The organism is Rhizobium sp. NLR16a, assembly GCF_017948245.1.
In the GTDB taxonomy this organism is placed as follows: Bacteria; Pseudomonadota; Alphaproteobacteria; order Rhizobiales; family Rhizobiaceae; genus Rhizobium.
The window spans coordinates 166,956-183,454 of record NZ_CP072869.1 but is presented as its reverse complement, the minus strand read 5'-3'; the positions used below and the strand labels follow the sequence as shown (position 1 = coordinate 183,454).

Annotated in this window: 16 protein-coding genes; 6 read left to right on the top strand and 10 right to left on the bottom strand. The window is 55.2% G+C overall.

Annotated elements, in window-relative coordinates; translation table 11 throughout:
• Window positions 1–520: 520 nt before the first annotated feature.
• Complete coding sequence (locus J7U39_RS27815) at window positions 521–1,453, bottom strand: LysR family transcriptional regulator (RefSeq protein WP_168260033.1); 933 nt, start codon at window positions 1,451–1,453, stop codon at window positions 521–523.
• Between the two features lie 258 nt (window positions 1,454–1,711).
• Here J7U39_RS27815 and J7U39_RS27810 point away from each other — a divergent pair, with 258 nt between their 5' ends.
• The 6 genes from J7U39_RS27810 to nodX all read left to right on the top strand — a co-directional run bounded on the left by J7U39_RS27810 (window position 1,712) and on the right by nodX (window position 7,380).
• Entirely contained in the window at window positions 1,712–2,302 is a 591-nt protein-coding gene (locus J7U39_RS27810) for a NodA family N-acyltransferase (RefSeq protein ID WP_168302438.1), read from the top strand.
• On the top strand, window positions 2,299–2,949 hold the full coding sequence (gene nodB / locus J7U39_RS27805) for a chitooligosaccharide deacetylase NodB (RefSeq protein WP_210633203.1): 651 nt from the start codon (window positions 2,299–2,301) through the stop codon (window positions 2,947–2,949). Before J7U39_RS27810 ends, nodB begins: the two co-directional genes overlap by 4 nt.
• A gap of 22 nt (window positions 2,950–2,971) precedes the next feature.
• Window positions 2,972–4,249, top strand: coding sequence for a chitooligosaccharide synthase NodC (nodC, locus tag J7U39_RS27800; RefSeq protein WP_127431412.1), 1,278 nt, complete (start codon window positions 2,972–2,974; stop codon window positions 4,247–4,249).
• Window positions 4,250–4,286: 37 nt separating this feature from the next.
• Window positions 4,287–5,321: a nodulation factor ABC transporter ATP-binding protein NodI gene (nodI, locus tag J7U39_RS27795; protein ID WP_210633213.1), complete on the top strand. Its 1,035-nt coding sequence runs from the start codon at window positions 4,287–4,289 to the stop codon at window positions 5,319–5,321.
• Window positions 5,322–5,324: 3 nt separating this feature from the next.
• Complete coding sequence (locus tag J7U39_RS27790) at window positions 5,325–6,104, top strand: ABC transporter permease (protein WP_168302403.1); 780 nt, start codon at window positions 5,325–5,327, stop codon at window positions 6,102–6,104.
• Between the two features lie 172 nt (window positions 6,105–6,276).
• Window positions 6,277–7,380, top strand: coding sequence for an acyltransferase (gene nodX, locus J7U39_RS27785; protein ID WP_210633202.1), 1,104 nt, complete (start codon window positions 6,277–6,279; stop codon window positions 7,378–7,380).
• A gap of 254 nt (window positions 7,381–7,634) precedes the next feature.
• Here the strand turns inward: nodX and J7U39_RS27780 are convergent, their stop codons facing one another.
• The 9 genes from J7U39_RS27780 to J7U39_RS27740 form a co-directional block, all read right to left on the bottom strand.
• Window positions 7,635–8,684 carry a class I SAM-dependent methyltransferase gene (locus J7U39_RS27780; RefSeq protein WP_210633201.1) on the bottom strand — a complete coding sequence of 350 codons (1,050 nt, stop codon included), beginning with the start codon at window positions 8,682–8,684 and terminating at the stop codon, window positions 7,635–7,637.
• A 136-nt stretch (window positions 8,685–8,820) separates the two neighbouring features.
• A complete protein-coding gene (gene nifT, locus J7U39_RS27775; RefSeq protein WP_017991528.1) occupies window positions 8,821–9,027 on the bottom strand; it encodes a putative nitrogen fixation protein NifT in 207 nt (68 codons plus the stop codon).
• A 205-nt stretch (window positions 9,028–9,232) separates the two neighbouring features.
• Window positions 9,233–9,427: a 4Fe-4S binding protein gene (locus tag J7U39_RS27770; RefSeq protein ID WP_127431408.1), complete on the bottom strand. Its 195-nt coding sequence runs from the start codon at window positions 9,425–9,427 to the stop codon at window positions 9,233–9,235.
• A gap of 19 nt (window positions 9,428–9,446) precedes the next feature.
• Entirely contained in the window at window positions 9,447–10,934 is a 1,488-nt protein-coding gene (gene nifB / locus J7U39_RS27765) for a nitrogenase cofactor biosynthesis protein NifB (protein WP_210633200.1), read from the bottom strand.
• Between the two features lie 193 nt (window positions 10,935–11,127).
• A complete protein-coding gene (gene nifA, locus J7U39_RS27760; protein ID WP_210633212.1) occupies window positions 11,128–12,684 on the bottom strand; it encodes a nif-specific transcriptional activator NifA in 1,557 nt (518 codons plus the stop codon).
• Window positions 12,685–12,878: 194 nt separating this feature from the next.
• A complete protein-coding gene (locus J7U39_RS27755) occupies window positions 12,879–13,175 on the bottom strand; it encodes a ferredoxin family protein (RefSeq protein WP_127431406.1) in 297 nt (98 codons plus the stop codon).
• 11 nt (window positions 13,176–13,186) lie between these two features.
• Entirely contained in the window at window positions 13,187–14,494 is a 1,308-nt protein-coding gene (locus J7U39_RS27750) for an NAD(P)-binding protein (RefSeq protein ID WP_168257388.1), read from the bottom strand.
• Window positions 14,481–15,617, bottom strand: coding sequence for an electron transfer flavoprotein subunit alpha/FixB family protein (locus J7U39_RS27745; RefSeq protein WP_168257389.1), 1,137 nt, complete (start codon window positions 15,615–15,617; stop codon window positions 14,481–14,483). The genes J7U39_RS27750 and J7U39_RS27745 overlap by 14 nt, the downstream gene beginning before the upstream one ends.
• A gap of 17 nt (window positions 15,618–15,634) precedes the next feature.
• Complete coding sequence (locus J7U39_RS27740) at window positions 15,635–16,486, bottom strand: electron transfer flavoprotein subunit beta/FixA family protein (protein ID WP_127431403.1); 852 nt, start codon at window positions 16,484–16,486, stop codon at window positions 15,635–15,637.
• Between the last annotated feature and the right edge of the window lie 13 nt (window positions 16,487–16,499).

Genomic DNA, 16,499 nt, shown 5'->3' with positions numbered 1-16,499 from the left:
TGACGACAGAAACCAATAAAACTTACCGGAATCTCACCGCGCGGCTGCCCTGCTATGGATCATATGGGATCATTGGTAAAATTGATTGTGTGGATCAAAAGCATCCACGCTATGGATTGTGGCTCGACATATTGCCGCGGCTAACTTCTCGCGCCGGCGCCGTTTCAAACCCTCAAGAACAAGATTTATTGCGGGATCGAAAGTAGAGCTTCGGCTACTATCCCGGGTCGGCGCGTTGGTCATTTTCGCGCAGAAGCGCATGTGCGGAAGGTCGGGGAAGTCACCGCAGCTGGATGCTGGTTTCCGCGATGGGCCGAACATAAGTTACAGGAATAAAGTTTTGAATCACTTTTGCATGAGGCCAGGGAAAGCATACGAATCGTACCTTCTCAGGTAGAAACGATCGCTCTCGGCAATAGCTTCGATTGCTAGCTGAGCTGAGGCGGCGGGGGCCGCCTGTAACGTAATGCCTCCTTTGGGAACACAGCCAACGCGCTGTGAAATGAGCCGGCGGTGCCGCTTACGACGTACAACTTTCCATCTCAGATTCCATGCGCGAAGCCTCTTGGATCATAATCTCGCGCATCCAGATGTTTCCAGGATCAGTGTTGTGAAGAGCCGGCCATTGGACAGCCTCAGTGAACGAAAGAAGCGGCAAAGGATGCTCAATGATTCTTAGTGGGATAGTTCGTTCGTAATGTTTGACCAGCCGCAGGGGGATGGTTGCTATTCGATTAGTGCCAGACAGCAATGGCGGGATCAAGTTAAACCCGGGGACGACGAGCTCAATACGCCTCTTGAGGCCGTGCTGCATCAATAACCATTGCTCTACGGAAGGCTTAAGACCACGTCCGAACTTAGCCGCAACATGTCCCATGGACATATATTGCTCCAAGGAGAGCTGCCCTTGTAACTGCTCGTTCGTAGGGCAGCCGACGCACACCAGTCTCTCTTCGAAAAGCCTTGCCTTCGGATGGGCGCCGGACATGAATAAATCCGGGAGGATCAGAAAATCGACATCACCACGGCGTAGAAGCTCCTCCGGATCGTCGTCAAGTGGCAGCAACTCGAAGCTGACCCCTGGCGCCTCCCGAGCTAAGCGCAGTATTATCTTGTCGAAGAAGACCAGTGCCATGAAGTCTGAGAGGATAATTCTGAATCGGCGGTCGGACTCCGCTGGGTTTATTGGATCCCAAGCGATAACGGAGAGCTGGATATGCAAGAGGGCTTCGCGGACAGCGGGGGCAAGTGCCTCTGCACGCGGGGTCGGAACTAGCTCCCGTCTCTGCATGATAAAAAGGTCGTCGCGGAAATAGTCGCGCAACCTAGAGATGGCGGCGCTCATGGCGGGTTGGCTGAGGTTGATGCTGCGCGCCGCTGCTGTGAGCTTGCGCTCGGTCATTAGAGCGTCGAGTGCTACAAGAAGGTTTAGATCTAGGCCTTTAAAACGCATGGGTTGAATATCCATTCCATAGATGATTGCCATCCAAACAATCAATTTTACCAATCTATCGGATCACTTATAGAAAACCCGGAACTTGATCAATATCAGGGCCAGGAACTAAAAAACGAAGCGCCGGGCAGGGGCCCGATTTGAGACTCTTACATCTCTTAACCGCTCGATTGCCTAACCGGCAATCCAACAAGTATGCGCAACAATATCGCGCAGCTCTGATCGTGGTTGGGCGAAGAAACAACTTGGAGCTTTTGCATGTCTTCTGAAGTGCGATGGAAAATCTGCTGGGAAAATGAGCTGGAAGCTTCCGACCACGCGGAACTCGCCGATTTTTTTTGCAAGACCTATGGGCCGACGGGAGCGTTCAATGCCAAGCCGTTCGAGACTGGCCGAAGCTGGGGTGGTGCGAGGCCCGAACGCCGCGCAATCGCATATGACTCGCACGGCGTCGCTAGCCACATGGGCTTGTTACGCCGCTTCATAAAAGTCGGTACGACTGATTTGCTTGTGGCCGAGCTAGGCCTGTACGGAGTGCGACCGGATCTAGAAGGATTAGGCATCGCTCACTCGGTCCGCGCTATGTTTCCGATTCTGCGCGAGTTGAGCGTTCCATTTGCTTTCGGAACAGTTCGCCACGCCATGCGGAATCACATGGAAAGATACTGCCGAGATGGTACCGCCAATATGATGACCGGGCTGCGTGTGCGCTCCACGCTTCCAGACGCGCATTCCGACCTGCCAGCCACGCGCACTGAAGATGTCCTCGTATTGGTAGTTCCCGTCGACCGTCCGATGACGGAGTGGCCTGCAGGCTCGTTGATTGAACGAAATGGGTCGGAACTATGAAGCGGCCTGCCTATATGAGCGAAGTACCGGTCAATCACACAAGCGGCCAGGAAGATCGCTGCGTTTATTTGACGTTCGATGATGGTCCTAATCCATACTGCACGCCGCAAATCCTTGATATTCTAGCTGAGCACCGTGTCCCGGCGACATTTTTTGCTATCGGTTCATACGTGAAGGATCACCCAGACCTCATTCGGCGTCTTGTGGCGGAAGGTCATGATGTCGCCAATCATACCATGACGCACCCCGACCTCGCCACCTGCGATCCCAAGGATGTCAAACGTGAAATAGACGAGGCGCATCAAGCTATTGTCTCGGCCTGTCCCCAAGCCTTGGTCCGGCACTTACGAGCGCCTTACGGGGTTTGGACTGAAGACGTCCTTTCAGCATCGGTGAGGGCTGGACTTGGAGCCGTTCACTGGTCGGCCGACCCTAGAGACTGGTCTTGCCCGGGCGTCGACGTGATCGTTGATGAGGTGCTTGCTGCTGCTCGGCCTGGGGCAATCGTGCTTTTGCACGACGGGTGTCCTCCCGATGAGGTTGAGCAATGCTCGCTTGCCGGACTCCGTGACCAGACGCTCATAGCACTCTCTCGAATTATTCCGGCACTGCATAGCCGCGGATTCGAGTTTCGTTCACTTCCCTGAAACACTGGACAAACGAGAAACCATGACCCTGCTCGCAACAACCAGCATCGCCGCCATCTCGCTTTATGCAATGCTCTCCACCGTTTACAAGAGCGCGCAGGTCTTTCATGCTAGGCGGACAACGATCTCAACAACACCTGCGAAAGACATTGAAACCAACCCCGTGCCAAGCGTTGATGTCATCGTGCCGTGCTTCAACGAGGACCCAATCGTTCTTTCGGAATGCCTCGCGTCGCTTGCGGAGCAAGATTATGCCGGAAAATTGCGCATCTATGTAGTCGACGACGGTTCCAAAAATCGCGACGCGGTTGTGGCTCAGCGCGCCGTCTATGCAGACGATGAGAGATTCAACTTCACAATTCTCCCTAAAAATGTTGGAAAGCGCAAAGCGCAAATCGCCGCTATAACCCAGTCCTCTGGGGATCTCATTTTGAATGTGGACTCAGACACCACGATCGCCCCCGACGTCGTATCTAAGCTTGCCCACAAAATGCGGGATCCAGCAGTCGGTGCGGCGATGGGCCAAATGAAAGCCAGCAACCAGGCGGACACCTGGCTAACTCGCTTGATTGACATGGAGTACTGGCTTGCCTGCAACGAGGAGCGCGCGGCACAAGCTCGCTTCGGTGCAGTTATGTGTTGCTGCGGCCCATGTGCGATGTACCGTCGGTCTGCTATGCTTTCGCTGCTCGATCAGTACGAGACGCAGCTTTATCGCGGCAAGCCGAGTGACTTCGGCGAAGATCGCCATTTGACGATTCTCATGCTGAGCGCAGGCTTTCGAACTGAGTATGTTCCGAGTGCCATCGCGGCGACAGTCGTTCCAGACACGATGGGTGTTTATCTACGCCAACAACTACGGTGGGCACGCAGCACCTTTCGGGATACTTTGCTTGCGCTTCCTGTACTGCCTGGTCTCGATCGGTATCTCACGCTGGACGCAATCGGGCAAAATGTCGGCCTGCTACTTCTTGCGCTGTCGGTATTGACAGGAATTGGCCAGTTTGCGCTGACCGCCACACTGCCCTGGTGGACGATCCTGGTCATTGGATCCATGACTCTTGTACGCTGTAGCGTGGCTGCCTATCGCGCCCGCGAACTTAGGTTTTTGGGTTTTGCTCTCCACACGCTCGTGAACATCTTTCTCTTAATTCCCTTGAAGGCATATGCCCTTTGTACCCTATCCAATAGCGACTGGCTGTCGCGCGGATCAGTCGCGATTGCGCCCACTGTTGGGCAGCAGGGCGCTACCAAAATGCCAGGGCGGGCGACATCTGAAATTGCCTATAGTGGCGAGTGATGAACACGTCACTGCAGCTCAAAATCTGGGACAAGAAATGAACGGGCAATTAACGAATTTGACGACGACGACCGCTGATCCGCACCAGGATCATCTCATCCTATCGGAGCGGCAGCACCAATCGAAATTTAAGGCAATGGATTCGCCTTCTGGCTCATTGTCCCCAGTCGCAATCGACCTAGCCGGCGTTTCGAAATCATATGGTGGTAAAATCGTCGTCAATGACTTGTCGTTTACTATCGCCGCAGGAGAATGTTTTGGTCTTTTAGGACCGAACGGCGCAGGTAAAAGCACGATCACCCGTATGATCCTAGGAATGACGTCGCCGAGTGCAGGCAAGATCACTATACTCGGAGCGCAGGAGCCGGGCCAGGTTCGCTTGGCGCGCGCGAAAATCGGGATCGTGTCTCAGTTCGATAATCTCGACCTGGAATTCACGGTCCGCGAGAACCTTTTGGTATACGGCCGCTACTTCCGCATGAGCACCCGAGAAATAGAAACGGTCATCCCATCGCTGCTTGAATTTGCGAGACTTGAAAGCAAGGCGAATACCCGTGTGGCAGACCTATCGGGAGGGATGAAGCGGCGCCTCACTTTGGCGCGTGCGCTCATTAATGACCCGCAGCTACTCATTTTGGACGAGCCGACCACTGGCCTCGACCCACACGCGCGCCACTTGATCTGGGAACGACTTCGATCGCTGTTGGCATGCGGCAAGACAATTCTTCTGACGACCCATATCATGGAAGAGGCTGAGCGGTTGTGCGACCGACTGTGCGTGCTTGAAGCTGGGCGAAAGATCGCTGAGGGCCGACCGCATGCCCTGATCGAGGAGCAGATTGGCTGTCCTGTGATCGAAATTTATGGCGGCGATCCGCAGGAGCTTAGTCTTTTGATCAGGCCAAATGCTAGGCGAGTGGAAATCAGCGGAGAGACTCTGTTCTGCTACACGCCTGATCCAGAGCGGGTGCGCGCGCAACTGCGTGGATATTCGGGCCTACGCTTGCTGGAGCGTCCACCAAATCTAGAGGATGTCTTCTTGCGGTTAACCGGACGCGAGATGGAGAAGTAGACGATGAGCGTAGCAACATTACCCGCCGGCGGTTTGAACTGGCTCGCAGTTTGGCGCAGAAACTATCTGGCTTGGAAAAAAGCGGCGCTGGCATCCGTTCTTGGAAATCTAGCCGATCCTATAATATACCTATTCGGGCTCGGCGCTGGATTGGGAGTGATGGTAGGGCGCGTTGACGGCGTATCGTACACTGCATTTTTGGCGGCTGGAATGATCGCGACAAGCGCGATGACTGCTGCAACCTTCGAGACTATCTATGCGGCCTTCGGCCGAATGCAGGGCCAGCGCACCTGGGAAGCAATGTTATACACACAGCTCACGCTAGGGGATATCGTCGTTGGGGAAATGGCATGGGCAGCAACTAAGGCGGCGCTGGCGGGTACCGGTATTGGTATCGTCGCCGCCACGCTGGGATACACCCACTGGCTGTGTCTTCTCTATGCGCTTCCGGTCATCGCCCTCACTGGCTTAGCGTTTGCGAGCCTTGGAATGGTCGTTACGGCCCTCGCGCCCAGTTACGATTACTTCATATTTTACCAAACCCTCGTCATCACACCGATGTTGTTTTTGTCAGGCGCAGTGTTTCCCGTAGACCAATTGCCCGTAACATTCCAACAGATGGCCGCCTTCTTGCCCTTGGCGCATTCGATAGATCTTATCCGCCCGACAATGCTGGGCCAACCAATCGCAAATGTCTGCCTGCATATCGGTGTTCTCTGCATCTACATAGTCGTACCATTCCTCGTGTCGACCACATTGCTTCGGCGGCGACTAATGCGGTGATTAATGCCCCACCGTCCGGATCAGCATGTAAGCGTTGATGTTGTTGCCCAACGAGGACAACCGATCTGACGGCAGAGCTGCAGACAACAAAGCCGTCCACCGCTACACCGAGTTCTGTTCTCAATAAAACGCCAAAAGGTTGCGCGGCATCTGCCGGCGCTAATGGACATTCATGGGACCATTCAATGAACACTCATCCGGCCACCGGAACAACTTTGACCTGTTAAGGCTCTTTGCCGCCTGCCAAGTGATGTTCAGCCACGCGTGGAATTGGCTTCACCTGGGCGATTCTTTGAACGGCACAGCGGTCTTCAATCTGTTGTTTTCGGCGCCGGGAGTTGCGATCTTCTTTGTAATCAGCGGCTTTCTAATAACGGATTCATACATCCGCTCATCGTCTGCAGCCTCTTTTTTCGTCAAGCGGTCGCTCCGGATCTTTCCTGCACTGTTCGTCAACATCGCCGTAATGGAACTTGCCCTGCTGGTGACCGGGGGATTAAATGTAACAGGCATCTTGCAGTATCTGTCTTACTTCACGGTCTACATCCTGACCGCTGCACGCATCTGGGCGGTCTACTTCACGTACGAGCCCTACACGATGAGCGGCTTTTATGGCGCCTCGGACCCAAGTGGGGTGCTGTGGACGCTGACGGTGGAGCTGACGTTCTACCTCACTCTGCCAATGCTGTTGCAAATTTGGCGGCGGTGGAAACGAGCAGGGGCGCTAATCGTTGCCGTCGCCGCCCTCGGGTCTTGGGTCATGGCGCAGCACTTCAACATAACTGATAAGTACGATCCGTTCCTGTCGGTGACAGCAGGCCCGACTTTCTGGATTTTTTCGATGGGAGTTCTTGCTCGGCTTTACTGGCATCGCGTCAGCAAGATCTTTGAAGGCAAGCTCTTGTGGTGGCTGGCAACTCATCTCGCGATAACGTGGTGGATGGCAGGAACGTCCGCTGCATTCGTCTCGATCAACAATGCGGCGCCTGTCGATGCGTTCCGAATCGCTGTTCTCGCCGGTCTAGTCCTGTCGGCAGCGCACTCATTTCCGCACCCTAATCTGTTGCGCGGGCAGGATCTCTCTTACGGGATTTACCTCTACCATATGCTCGTCATGCACACGCTGATCGCCATCGGATGGGTCGGCCATTGGTGGCTCTGGATCGTCGAGCCGGTCGGAACCGTGGCATTAGCCGCTCTATCATGGGTGCTGATTGAAAAACCGGCCATGAAACTTCGCACATTGCTAGTCGCCAGAAGGCTTTCCGTCGCTTAAACGGAAGCTCCTGTTAAAAGATCGCAACTCCAATGGAAGCTGTGCGTGAAGATTGCCCCGGAACACCCCCCGGAAGCGCGTGCGGCCAATGAGGCGGACTCGCCCGCTTTTTCGCTCGTCCAGCAGGCAATTGGAGAGCGACGACCGGATCTGCCCTCAAGCGCGCAAAAGGGTCCAATTTCAAGTGGTAGCCGTTTTTCGACGTCAGGTTTGCACCGAGAGCCTGACCATCTGGCTGGCGCCACTCCTTATCATCAGGTCGCCTCGAGAACCATGTTCAGCGGGGTCTCGGCTGCTCGTCTGACATGTGTGAACCCGCCTGACAGGATCACCTCCGTCAATCGCTTCTCTCCCGCCTGTGCGCCAAGTGCTAATCCTGTCTCCTGCGCCAGGGAGGTGGGAACGCAGATCATCGTCGAGGCGGAGTAGTAGAGCCGCCCGACCGGGTTTATATTCTCCTCAAGCGTGTCTCTGGCCATTGGTTCGACGACCATCCAGGTGCCGCCTTCCTTCAGCGCTTTTCTGATATGAGACGCCGCGGCTTTCGGGTCGCCCATGTCGTGCAGACAGTCGAAGCAAGTGATCAGATCGAAGTCGCTACCGTCGAAGTCCTGCGCCCGGCCCACCTCAAACTGCACGTTCGCCAAACCGTGCGCTTCCGCGTGCGCTTTCGATGCCGCGATCGAGCCCAAATGAAAGTCGTAACCCGTGAACCGGGAGTTGGGAAACGCCTGAGCCATCAGCACCGTTGATACCCCGTGCCCGCATCCGACGTCGGCGACCGTTGCACCCGATTTTAACTTGGCGATCACACCATCGAGCGCCGGCAGCCACTCCTGGACCAGCGCATTGACGTAACCAGGGCGGAACAGCCGCGCGACAGCGCAGAACATGCAGCCAGCCTGATCGCCCCAGGCAACGCCTTCCCCGGTCTTGAAGGCAGACTGCACCTTCGCCTGATTTCCGACCATCGCGGCAGCCGTATCGAACGCGCCAATCAGGTTGAACGGGCTATCGGGTTCAGCAAACACATAGGCCTGCTCCGGCGTGAGCGAGAACTGGCCATTCTCGTAGTGCACATAGCCCGAAGCCGCCTGCGCTGCCAGCCACTCGCGCACATAGCGAGGCGCGCATCCCGCGGCCACGGCAACCTCCTCGACCGTCGCGGGACCGATCGCCTTCAGCGTCTTGTAGAGGCCGAGCTCATCGCCGATATGCACCAGCGGCACGCTGAATGCACCACCAAGGTCGCCAAAGATGCGGTCCACGAGCTCCTTAAGCGTTGTTTCGTTGAGTGGGGTCACGTCGGATTCCTCCTGATATACGGGCGACCTCTTGCCGATCGTCGTCTTCAACGGATCGGCAAAGGATGGATGCCCTGGGGCGTATGAACTGCTTAAGCTTTGCACCAACGCTCGTCTATTGACCTGCGCGCGCACTCTAACTGGATAGCCTTCTGGCATCGACAGTAACGGGCAGGCGCCTGTTCTGCGATAGATCGGGAAGGGCAATCCGCCATCCATTTTTCAGCAGAATAAAGCCGCCCCATAGGTTTTTGTGCTCAACCGAGATGATCGGTTCCTCAAGGTCTTTCTTGTGAATATAGGCCGATAAGCCGACGTCAGTTCTGCTGATTGTCACTCTCATGCATGTCCCTTCTCGCTACTGCGGCTTTGGAGATCGAAAGCCGATCTTTATCAAAGCCCATTATTCTGGTTGGAAATATCCCCAGGCCGACACCTCCGTTATGGCTATACATCAGATTTGGGCGGAATCCGCTCACTGGATGTGATACCAGTGGTACGCAATTTTCTAACCGCATGTTCGCCCTTCGCGCTTTAGTCGGTGGCGATCAAGCAGGGACGCAGGTCTTTGGCATCGGACACACCGAAGCGCATTGTTGCGTGTCAAACTCACCCTTGCACTCGGTACATTTTTTTGAATCCACAACATATCCTTCACCTTTGAAACTGATCGCATCTGAGGGACATGCAAATTCGCAAGAGCCGCACTGGGTGCACTGGGATGCAATGATCTTATAAGCCATGTTTCAACTCCTGAGTCAGTCAGAGGGGTAACGCCGTCGGCATCGACGGCTTGCGGCCAAACTCGGCGATGTACAGCGCGCCGATCGCAGTCTCGATGTAAGCATAGGCAAATGCGTCCGCTGCTCGCACGCCAGCTTTTGCCAACCGCTTCTTTGGTCCATCGCCAATTTTGGCAGAGAGCAGAATATCGATACCGTCGAGTGCAACGATGATTTGATCCAGAGCGCTCTCCTCGCCTACGCCACCCAAGCAATATGGCAGAACCTTACGGTGTCCCACCAAGTTGATCCCTTTTCGAGAGACGGCATACAATTGGAGTTCTCTTACCTGACCGAAATGTTCGTTGATCCGGCCGCCACCTTTAGTCGCCACCGCAACGGCAAGGGTTCCCGACGAACCCAGTGACTCGACTGCCTTGTTCGCGTCCAATTTTGCTGCAAATTGATCCTCTCGCTCATGCTCGACCAGCTTCCGATATGCCTCGCGCATGTTGGCATCGTAATCAACTTTGGTGGAGATTTGGTCGAGGGCAAACTCTCGCTCGCGATCATCGCCCAGCAAACCAATGGCGTCGGCCCGGCACTGTTGGCAGTGGCGCATAAGCTTAACGTTACCATCGAGACAGTCTTGAAGTGCCATTAGTTCGAATGGCTCGGGGCAACGCTGACCCGTGAGACCGTAATAAGTACCATGCGAAGGCTTTGAAATCAGGGGCACAACATTGTGCATGAATGCCCCGCGGTCTCTGATCCATCGGTTAACTTCCACGAGGTGCGTGTCATTGACGCCTGGAATCATAACCGAATTGATTTTGGTGAGGATGCCGCGTTCGGTCAGCATTTCCAAACCCAACATTTGGCGCTCGTGAAGGATCCTGGCACCTTCTATCCCGGTGTATCGACGATGACCGTGAAGTATCCATGGATAGATCTTCGCCCCGACTTCCGGATCCACCATGTTGATGGTGATCGTCACGTGATCGACGTTCATGTCAGCTAGCTCATCGACATGGTCCGGAAGCGCCAATCCATTGGTAGAAATGCATAGTTTGATGTCAGGTATTTCTCTGGCAACGCCTTCAAACGTCGCTACTGTTTTCTTCCAGTCGTAACAAGCGTCGCCCGGTCCGGCAATGCCGATTACGGAAAGCTCCGGCACTTTGCTGGCGACGGCAAGCACCTTGCGTAGTGCCTGGTCGGGAGTTAGCTTGACTGATGCGACCCCGGGACGGCTTTCGTTGGTGCAGTCATATTTGCGATTGCAGTAATTGCACTGGATGTTGCAGGCAGGTGCGACCGCGACATGCATGCGAGCAAAATAGTGATGGGCTTGCTCTGAAAAGCAGGGATGGTCTTTGATTCTCTCCCAGATCCGCGCATCGATGTCATCCGTCACCGAAAGGTCATAGGACGAAGATGCGCGGCCGCCGCGCATAGCGGGCGCCATCGGCGCCCGGTCGAAGGGGGCGCTGCTGGTCATCCCGACCTTTATTTCCGGTTCCGACATCACACTGTTCCACTGTTGAGGAAGGTTAAATCTCCGAATGCAAAAGATTCCGGTCGACGAGACATTGTTGTTTCAGCGTTATGTCGCCTTACCGCCCGTTTCCCCGCTTGCTGCCGGAGATGTCTTGTAGAAATGAAAACAGATCGCGCCCGAAGTCGTTGGGCCACGCTCACGGAGTTCTTGGCGATCGCCGTCACTCCTTCTTCACATCGATACGAAACCGGCGTAGCGCATAGCCGACCTGCCGCGGCGTTTTACCAAGGATACGAGCTGCTTTGGCCTGTACCCAACCAGCCTTCACCATTGCATTGATCAGTCGATCACGCTCAGTGAGACCCGGTGCCTCCATTGTGGCTGTGGCACCGCTGGGAGCGCCTGCGTAGGGGCCCAGTCCGCTCGACATTGTATCTCGCGGGTTGAGACTATGCACCGCGTCGTTGTCAATAACGTCGCCGGCGTCTTTCCAGAGGAGCGCCGAAGAACACTGGCCTTGCTGACAGGCAAAATCTGATGAAGCAATCGTATTTGAACTGGCGAGAGTAGCGGTCCTTTGTACGCAGTTGTCCAGCTCGCGAACATTGCCGGGGAAGGCGCATTTCGACAAAACGTCTTTTGCCGACGGCGTGAAGCAGAAATTTCGATCATTTGCCTTGTTGAATTTCTCGAGGAACACTTGCGCTAGAAGCAAAATGTCACCGTCGCGCTGGCGAAGTGGCGGCAAAACGATGGGCACCACATTGATCCGATAATAGAGATCGGCTCTGAACTCCCCACGAAGGACGGCCACTTCGAGGTTTTTGTTGGTGGCGCATATAATTCGAACGTCTACTTTCAATGTCTTCGTTCCGCCGAGACGTTCGAATTCACCTTCCTGCAATACGCGCAATAACTTTGCCTGGAATTGTGGTGATACATCACCGATTTCATCAAGCAACAGTGTTCCGCCATTTGCCAGTTCGAAACGTCCAGCTCGTTGAAGGAGAGCGCCAGTGAAAGCGCCCTTTTCATGGCCAAATAATTCAGATTCCAGAACGGTTTCCGACAGCGCGGCGCAATTCAACTTAATAAACGCCTTGCTTTTACGTATCGATAACGCGTGTATTGCTCTTGCAAAGCATTCCTTGCCAGTGCCGCTCTCTCCTCTCAAGAGCACCGTGGCGTTGGTCGCGGCCACGATCTCGGTGGTAGCTAATACCCTCTTTAGCGCGGGGCTCTCCCCAACGATCCAGTCGATTTTAGCGACTTGGGTGGGATGAGACTTCGGCTTGATTTTCGGAATCTGTCCTGCTTGTTGTTCCTCGGGGACTGATCCGCCACCGCTGCACAACTCGCGACGGCTAGCTTTGGCGATCAGGTTAGCGATGTGTTTCATAAGCGCCGTCTCGCCGGCCACCGCGCTGCCGTAAAAAGTGCGATCTATCCACAAAGCGCCAATTGCTTCCCCTTTCATTTTGAAGCCTACAGCAACAGTTTTTTTCACGAAATGCGGCTCACCGCTAGCGAAGGCGCAATTTATTGCATCCGACTGTTCAACCGTAAGAGAACGTGAGCGAACGTCGTGGCCATCGGCATGCCATACGGTTAGTTTGGGCTCTTGTCCGGTGCCGTAAATCACGATCACGCCGTCTCGCATTGGCAGATGTCTGTCGAGGGTGTTCATGACCACCTTCAGCGCGATCTCAAGAGGGGAAGATATGAGATCGCCGGCGATTTCGGAGAGTAGCCGGATCCGCTCGTCTGGTTTCGTCATGCCTGGGAACAGGCTATAGGTCACTGTTTTTTCCACTGGAATCGCGCGAAATACGCCAAGGCATATTTCTAAATTGAACGTGTGCCTGACGGCGTGACAACTTAGCCTTTCGAGGGGTTGATATGTTGATGCACATTCACTTGCCGCTTAGCAGTTGCACCGGTCGCTGCTATCGCGGCGGAGGTAGGAACTCTTCATCCGAATTTGAAGAGGACCCCGAACCCGCCTCGGGGATAATTCCACTTGATGTCGCCACTCGCTTCGCATAACACCCTGCATGTGCCGCATTCCAAGCAGCCATCGGAAACAATCGCCACCTGACCAATTTCGTTCACTTCGTAGCATTTGGCCGGACAGACTTGCGTCAAGGCGAGCAGGTTCGGGCTTGGCGACCGGTGCGGTCGCACTGTGATATGCGGACGTCCAGTGTCGACGAGATATCGGTTTTGGTACAGCTTGTCCTCAATGCGCTCAATGATGGTCGCCTTCATCGAATTTTCCTTTAACGCCAAGATGCGGCGGAGCGGACCGCGTCGCTGATCAACCCCCAATGGGATCGTGCCTTGACAAAGGAGGCAGCTGTAGCCTTCTCCCTGTTGATTTTAGGTGCACCGTCGACACGCACAAAATTTTGCGCTGCCTGTGATATAAGCGTTGGATAGGTCATGAAAAAATTGTGACTGTCGGTGTGGAGGAGGCTTGGAAGATCTTTGTGTTTGATCAGGTCTTTCATGACGAACGACTTATCCAGCATGCCCTTATAGAGAGAGAGATTGCGCTTCGTCATCAAGCCGCCACGGCTCTTTATCTGAGAGATCGCTTCGCCGGCCATGAGGCCTGATGTCATCGCGAGGTTTGATCCCTCCCTATGCACGGCATTGTTTAGTTGCGCCGCATCGCCCACGACCACCCACCCGTCGCCAAAGAGTTGCGGGATTGCCTTGAAGCCCCCTTCGGGAATAAGATGCGCGGCGTATTCTTTTATCTCTGATCCGGCCAGTAATGGTCGGATCGAGGGATGTCGCTTGAAGGCGTCAAGAAGGCGGTACGGATTTTCCATGCCTTCCGCTAAACCGGAGACGAGGCAGCCGATCCCCACCGAGATCGACTCCTTGTTGGTATAAAGGAAGCCCAGTCCGGCCATTCCGCGTGAGATCGTGCCGCCGGCTTCGATCACACAGCCTTCGCTACCGTTGAGGCCGAAGCGCTCTGCGATGACCTCTTCCGGCATGAAATGCATTTCCTTGACAGCGAGTGCCACGTTTTCCGGCTTCGGCATATCGCGTAACCCGGCTCGTGTTCCAAGCAGTCCGTTCACGCCCTCAGCAAGGACGACTACGTCCGCGAGGATCACACCGCCCTCTCGGTCTGTGTGAACGCCTATTACTTTACCGTTCAGGTCCCAAGCGAGTCTGGTCGCTGTCGTTTCACAAAGGACTGTGCCTCCCGCCTCGCGCACCTTGCGTGAGAACCATTTGTCAAACTGGGCGCGGATGATCGTATAACGGTTTGGCTTCAGTTCATTGAAGTCATCAGAGCGATAGTGCACGCCCGTGTGCGACGAGTCATCCATTAGCCAGAATCGTTGCTCGACCAGATGCCGTTCAAGAGGGGCGTCATCGCGGAATTCTGGGATAATCGCCTCCAACATGTTGGCGTACAATATAGCCCCTTGAACATTCTTAGAGCCCGAATGTTCTCCGCGCTCCAGCTGCAGCACTTTTAGACCGCGACTAGCCATCGAATACGCTGCGGCGTTACCGGACATCCCGGCACCAATGACGATCGCGTCGAACTTACTCTTGGTCATCTAGCCTTCCTCGGTCCATAACCTTGATAGAGTTGTGCGGTGGCATTCGCTTGGCGAAAGCTTCTGTCAACGCCGGCAAGAACTCCAGCGCGCAAGCGACAACGCCGATGTGGGCGAAGTCAAAGATCGGAGCGTTCTGGTCGAGGTTGATAGCGACAATCAGATCGGCTCCTTCGACGCCAACGCGATGCTGGACCGCGCCAGATATTCCCGCCGCGATGTAGAGCTTGGGTCTAATGGTATGGCCGGACTGACCAATTTGTCGATCAGCAGGCATCCAGCCTTTTTGGACCAGTGGGCGCGAGCACCCGACTCCCCCGCCGATCGTCGTTGCCAGGTTTCTCAAGTATTGCAGGTTTCCTGCAGTGCCGAGGCCGAGACCGCCGCCAACCACAATGTCGGAGTTGGCCAGATCGGATTGCTCAGACCCACTGTTGCAAAGGAACGCGAGGACTTTGGTGACGATCTCCTCCTCAACCATCAGGAGTTGATGTTGGATAACGCGTCCGATTGGCTTATCCACACGTTGCGGCGTCGCCATGACCCTGGACCGCACCGTTGCCATTTGCGGCCGGCTGTTCAGCGTGTAGATCGTGCACAACAAGGACCCGCCGAAAGTTGGCCGCGTTGCTGCGAGTGAACCATCTCCATCCACATCCAGCTCGGTGCAATCAGCCGTAAGCCCTGTTTGTAAGGTCGTTGCTACAGCACCGGCTAGGTCGCGGCCGAGCGTGGTCGCGCCGAGAAGGAGAATTTCTGGTTTGTGAGTAGTGACCAGATCCGTCAAAGCCTTGGTGAAGGGTGCGTTTCGATAGTTGGCGAGGAGGGGCGATTCTACCAGATAGGCGACATCAGCTCCGTAAGCGAAGGCCTCTTCGATCGCAGGCTTGGTGCCCACGCCTTCAGACGAACCGAGGATTACCCCGGCCAGTTGGACACCCAGTTTGTCAGCTAGTCTGCGGCCTTCGCCGAGGAGTTCAATCGATACGGGATGAACATTGCCGCGCTCAAGTTCCATGAAGACCCAGACGTGCCGGTGATCTTCGAAGCACTTAAGCAGCTTTTTCCCTAAGCTGGCGCGGCCGACCGCGTTTTCCGTCGTTTCATTTTTTCTAGCGACCAAAATCTACTCCTCGCTGCTCACCGATTGCCATGGGACGTGAGCTTGCGTTCCAAAACAGGCTGGCGGGCAAAAATTGCAGCGACCGTCTCCGCGGCGACCTCGGCCAACGTTTTGTCGTTAATCTCCATTTGCATAGCTTTTTCGGCGCGCGGACCAGGAGCGAATACTCGCTTCACGACCGTCGGCGATCCCCGCAGGCCGCATTTGGTCAACTCCCCAATGCCGGCGTCAGCGGCCCCCCATTTAAGAACCGGGCTTCGCGCTGCACGGAAGGCGTCATCGAGAGAACCCCGGCGGATAGCATTGACACCTTCCAGCACGGTGATGAGACATGGCAACGTGCTCTTCAGCATCTGCGTGCCGCTCTCCGCGTGCCGTTCAACCATGAGCTCGCGCGAAGTGGGATCAATGGAGACAATCTTCGTTACGTAAGTCAGTTGCTGGAGGTTCAACCTCTTTGCAATTCCGGGTCCGACCTGGGCCGTGTCGCCGTCAATTGTCTGCTTTCCCGTAAAGACGATATCAGGCGCCCCATAGCTCTCGCCAATCTTCGCTACTGCTTGAGAAAGAGCATACGAGGTCGCCAGCGTGTCAGATCCAGCAAAGTGGCGGTCGGTCAGAAGCACTGCGCGGTCTGCGCCGTGGGTAAGGGCTTTGCGTAGCGCTTGCTCAGCCATGGGCGGTCCCATCGTCAGAACGGTCACCTCGCCCCCATAGCGGTCACGAACTTGAAGTGCCTCTTCGAGAGCAAACAGGTCGTAAGGGTTAATGATGGTCGGTACGCCTTGGCGCATGATCGTATTTGTCACCGGGTGGACGCGTATCTGCGCAGAGTCCGGCACTTGTTTGATACAGACCACGATGTGCATAGTCGTTTAAGCT

Coding starts and splice junctions, on each gene's coding strand:
- J7U39_RS27815 (WP_168260033.1), bottom strand. CDS start 1,453: ATGCGTTTTAAAGGCCTAGATCTAAACCTTCTTGTAGCACTCGACGCT.
- J7U39_RS27810 (WP_168302438.1), top strand. CDS start 1,712: ATGTCTTCTGAAGTGCGATGGAAAATCTGCTGGGAAAATGAGCTGGAA.
- nodB (WP_210633203.1), top strand. CDS start 2,299: ATGAAGCGGCCTGCCTATATGAGCGAAGTACCGGTCAATCACACAAGC.
- nodC (WP_127431412.1), top strand. CDS start 2,972: ATGACCCTGCTCGCAACAACCAGCATCGCCGCCATCTCGCTTTATGCA.
- nodI (WP_210633213.1), top strand. CDS start 4,287: ATGAACGGGCAATTAACGAATTTGACGACGACGACCGCTGATCCGCAC.
- J7U39_RS27790 (WP_168302403.1), top strand. CDS start 5,325: ATGAGCGTAGCAACATTACCCGCCGGCGGTTTGAACTGGCTCGCAGTT.
- nodX (WP_210633202.1), top strand. CDS start 6,277: ATGGGACCATTCAATGAACACTCATCCGGCCACCGGAACAACTTTGAC.
- nifT (WP_017991528.1), bottom strand. CDS start 9,027: ATGAGAGTGACAATCAGCAGAACTGACGTCGGCTTATCGGCCTATATT.
- J7U39_RS27770 (WP_127431408.1), bottom strand. CDS start 9,427: ATGGCTTATAAGATCATTGCATCCCAGTGCACCCAGTGCGGCTCTTGC.
- nifB (WP_210633200.1), bottom strand. CDS start 10,934: ATGTCGGAACCGGAAATAAAGGTCGGGATGACCAGCAGCGCCCCCTTC.
- nifA (WP_210633212.1), bottom strand. CDS start 12,684: ATGACGAAACCAGACGAGCGGATCCGGCTACTCTCCGAAATCGCCGGC.
- J7U39_RS27755 (WP_127431406.1), bottom strand. CDS start 13,175: ATGAAGGCGACCATCATTGAGCGCATTGAGGACAAGCTGTACCAAAAC.
- J7U39_RS27750 (WP_168257388.1), bottom strand. CDS start 14,494: ATGACCAAGAGTAAGTTCGACGCGATCGTCATTGGTGCCGGGATGTCC.
- J7U39_RS27740 (WP_127431403.1), bottom strand. CDS start 16,486: ATGCACATCGTGGTCTGTATCAAACAAGTGCCGGACTCTGCGCAGATA.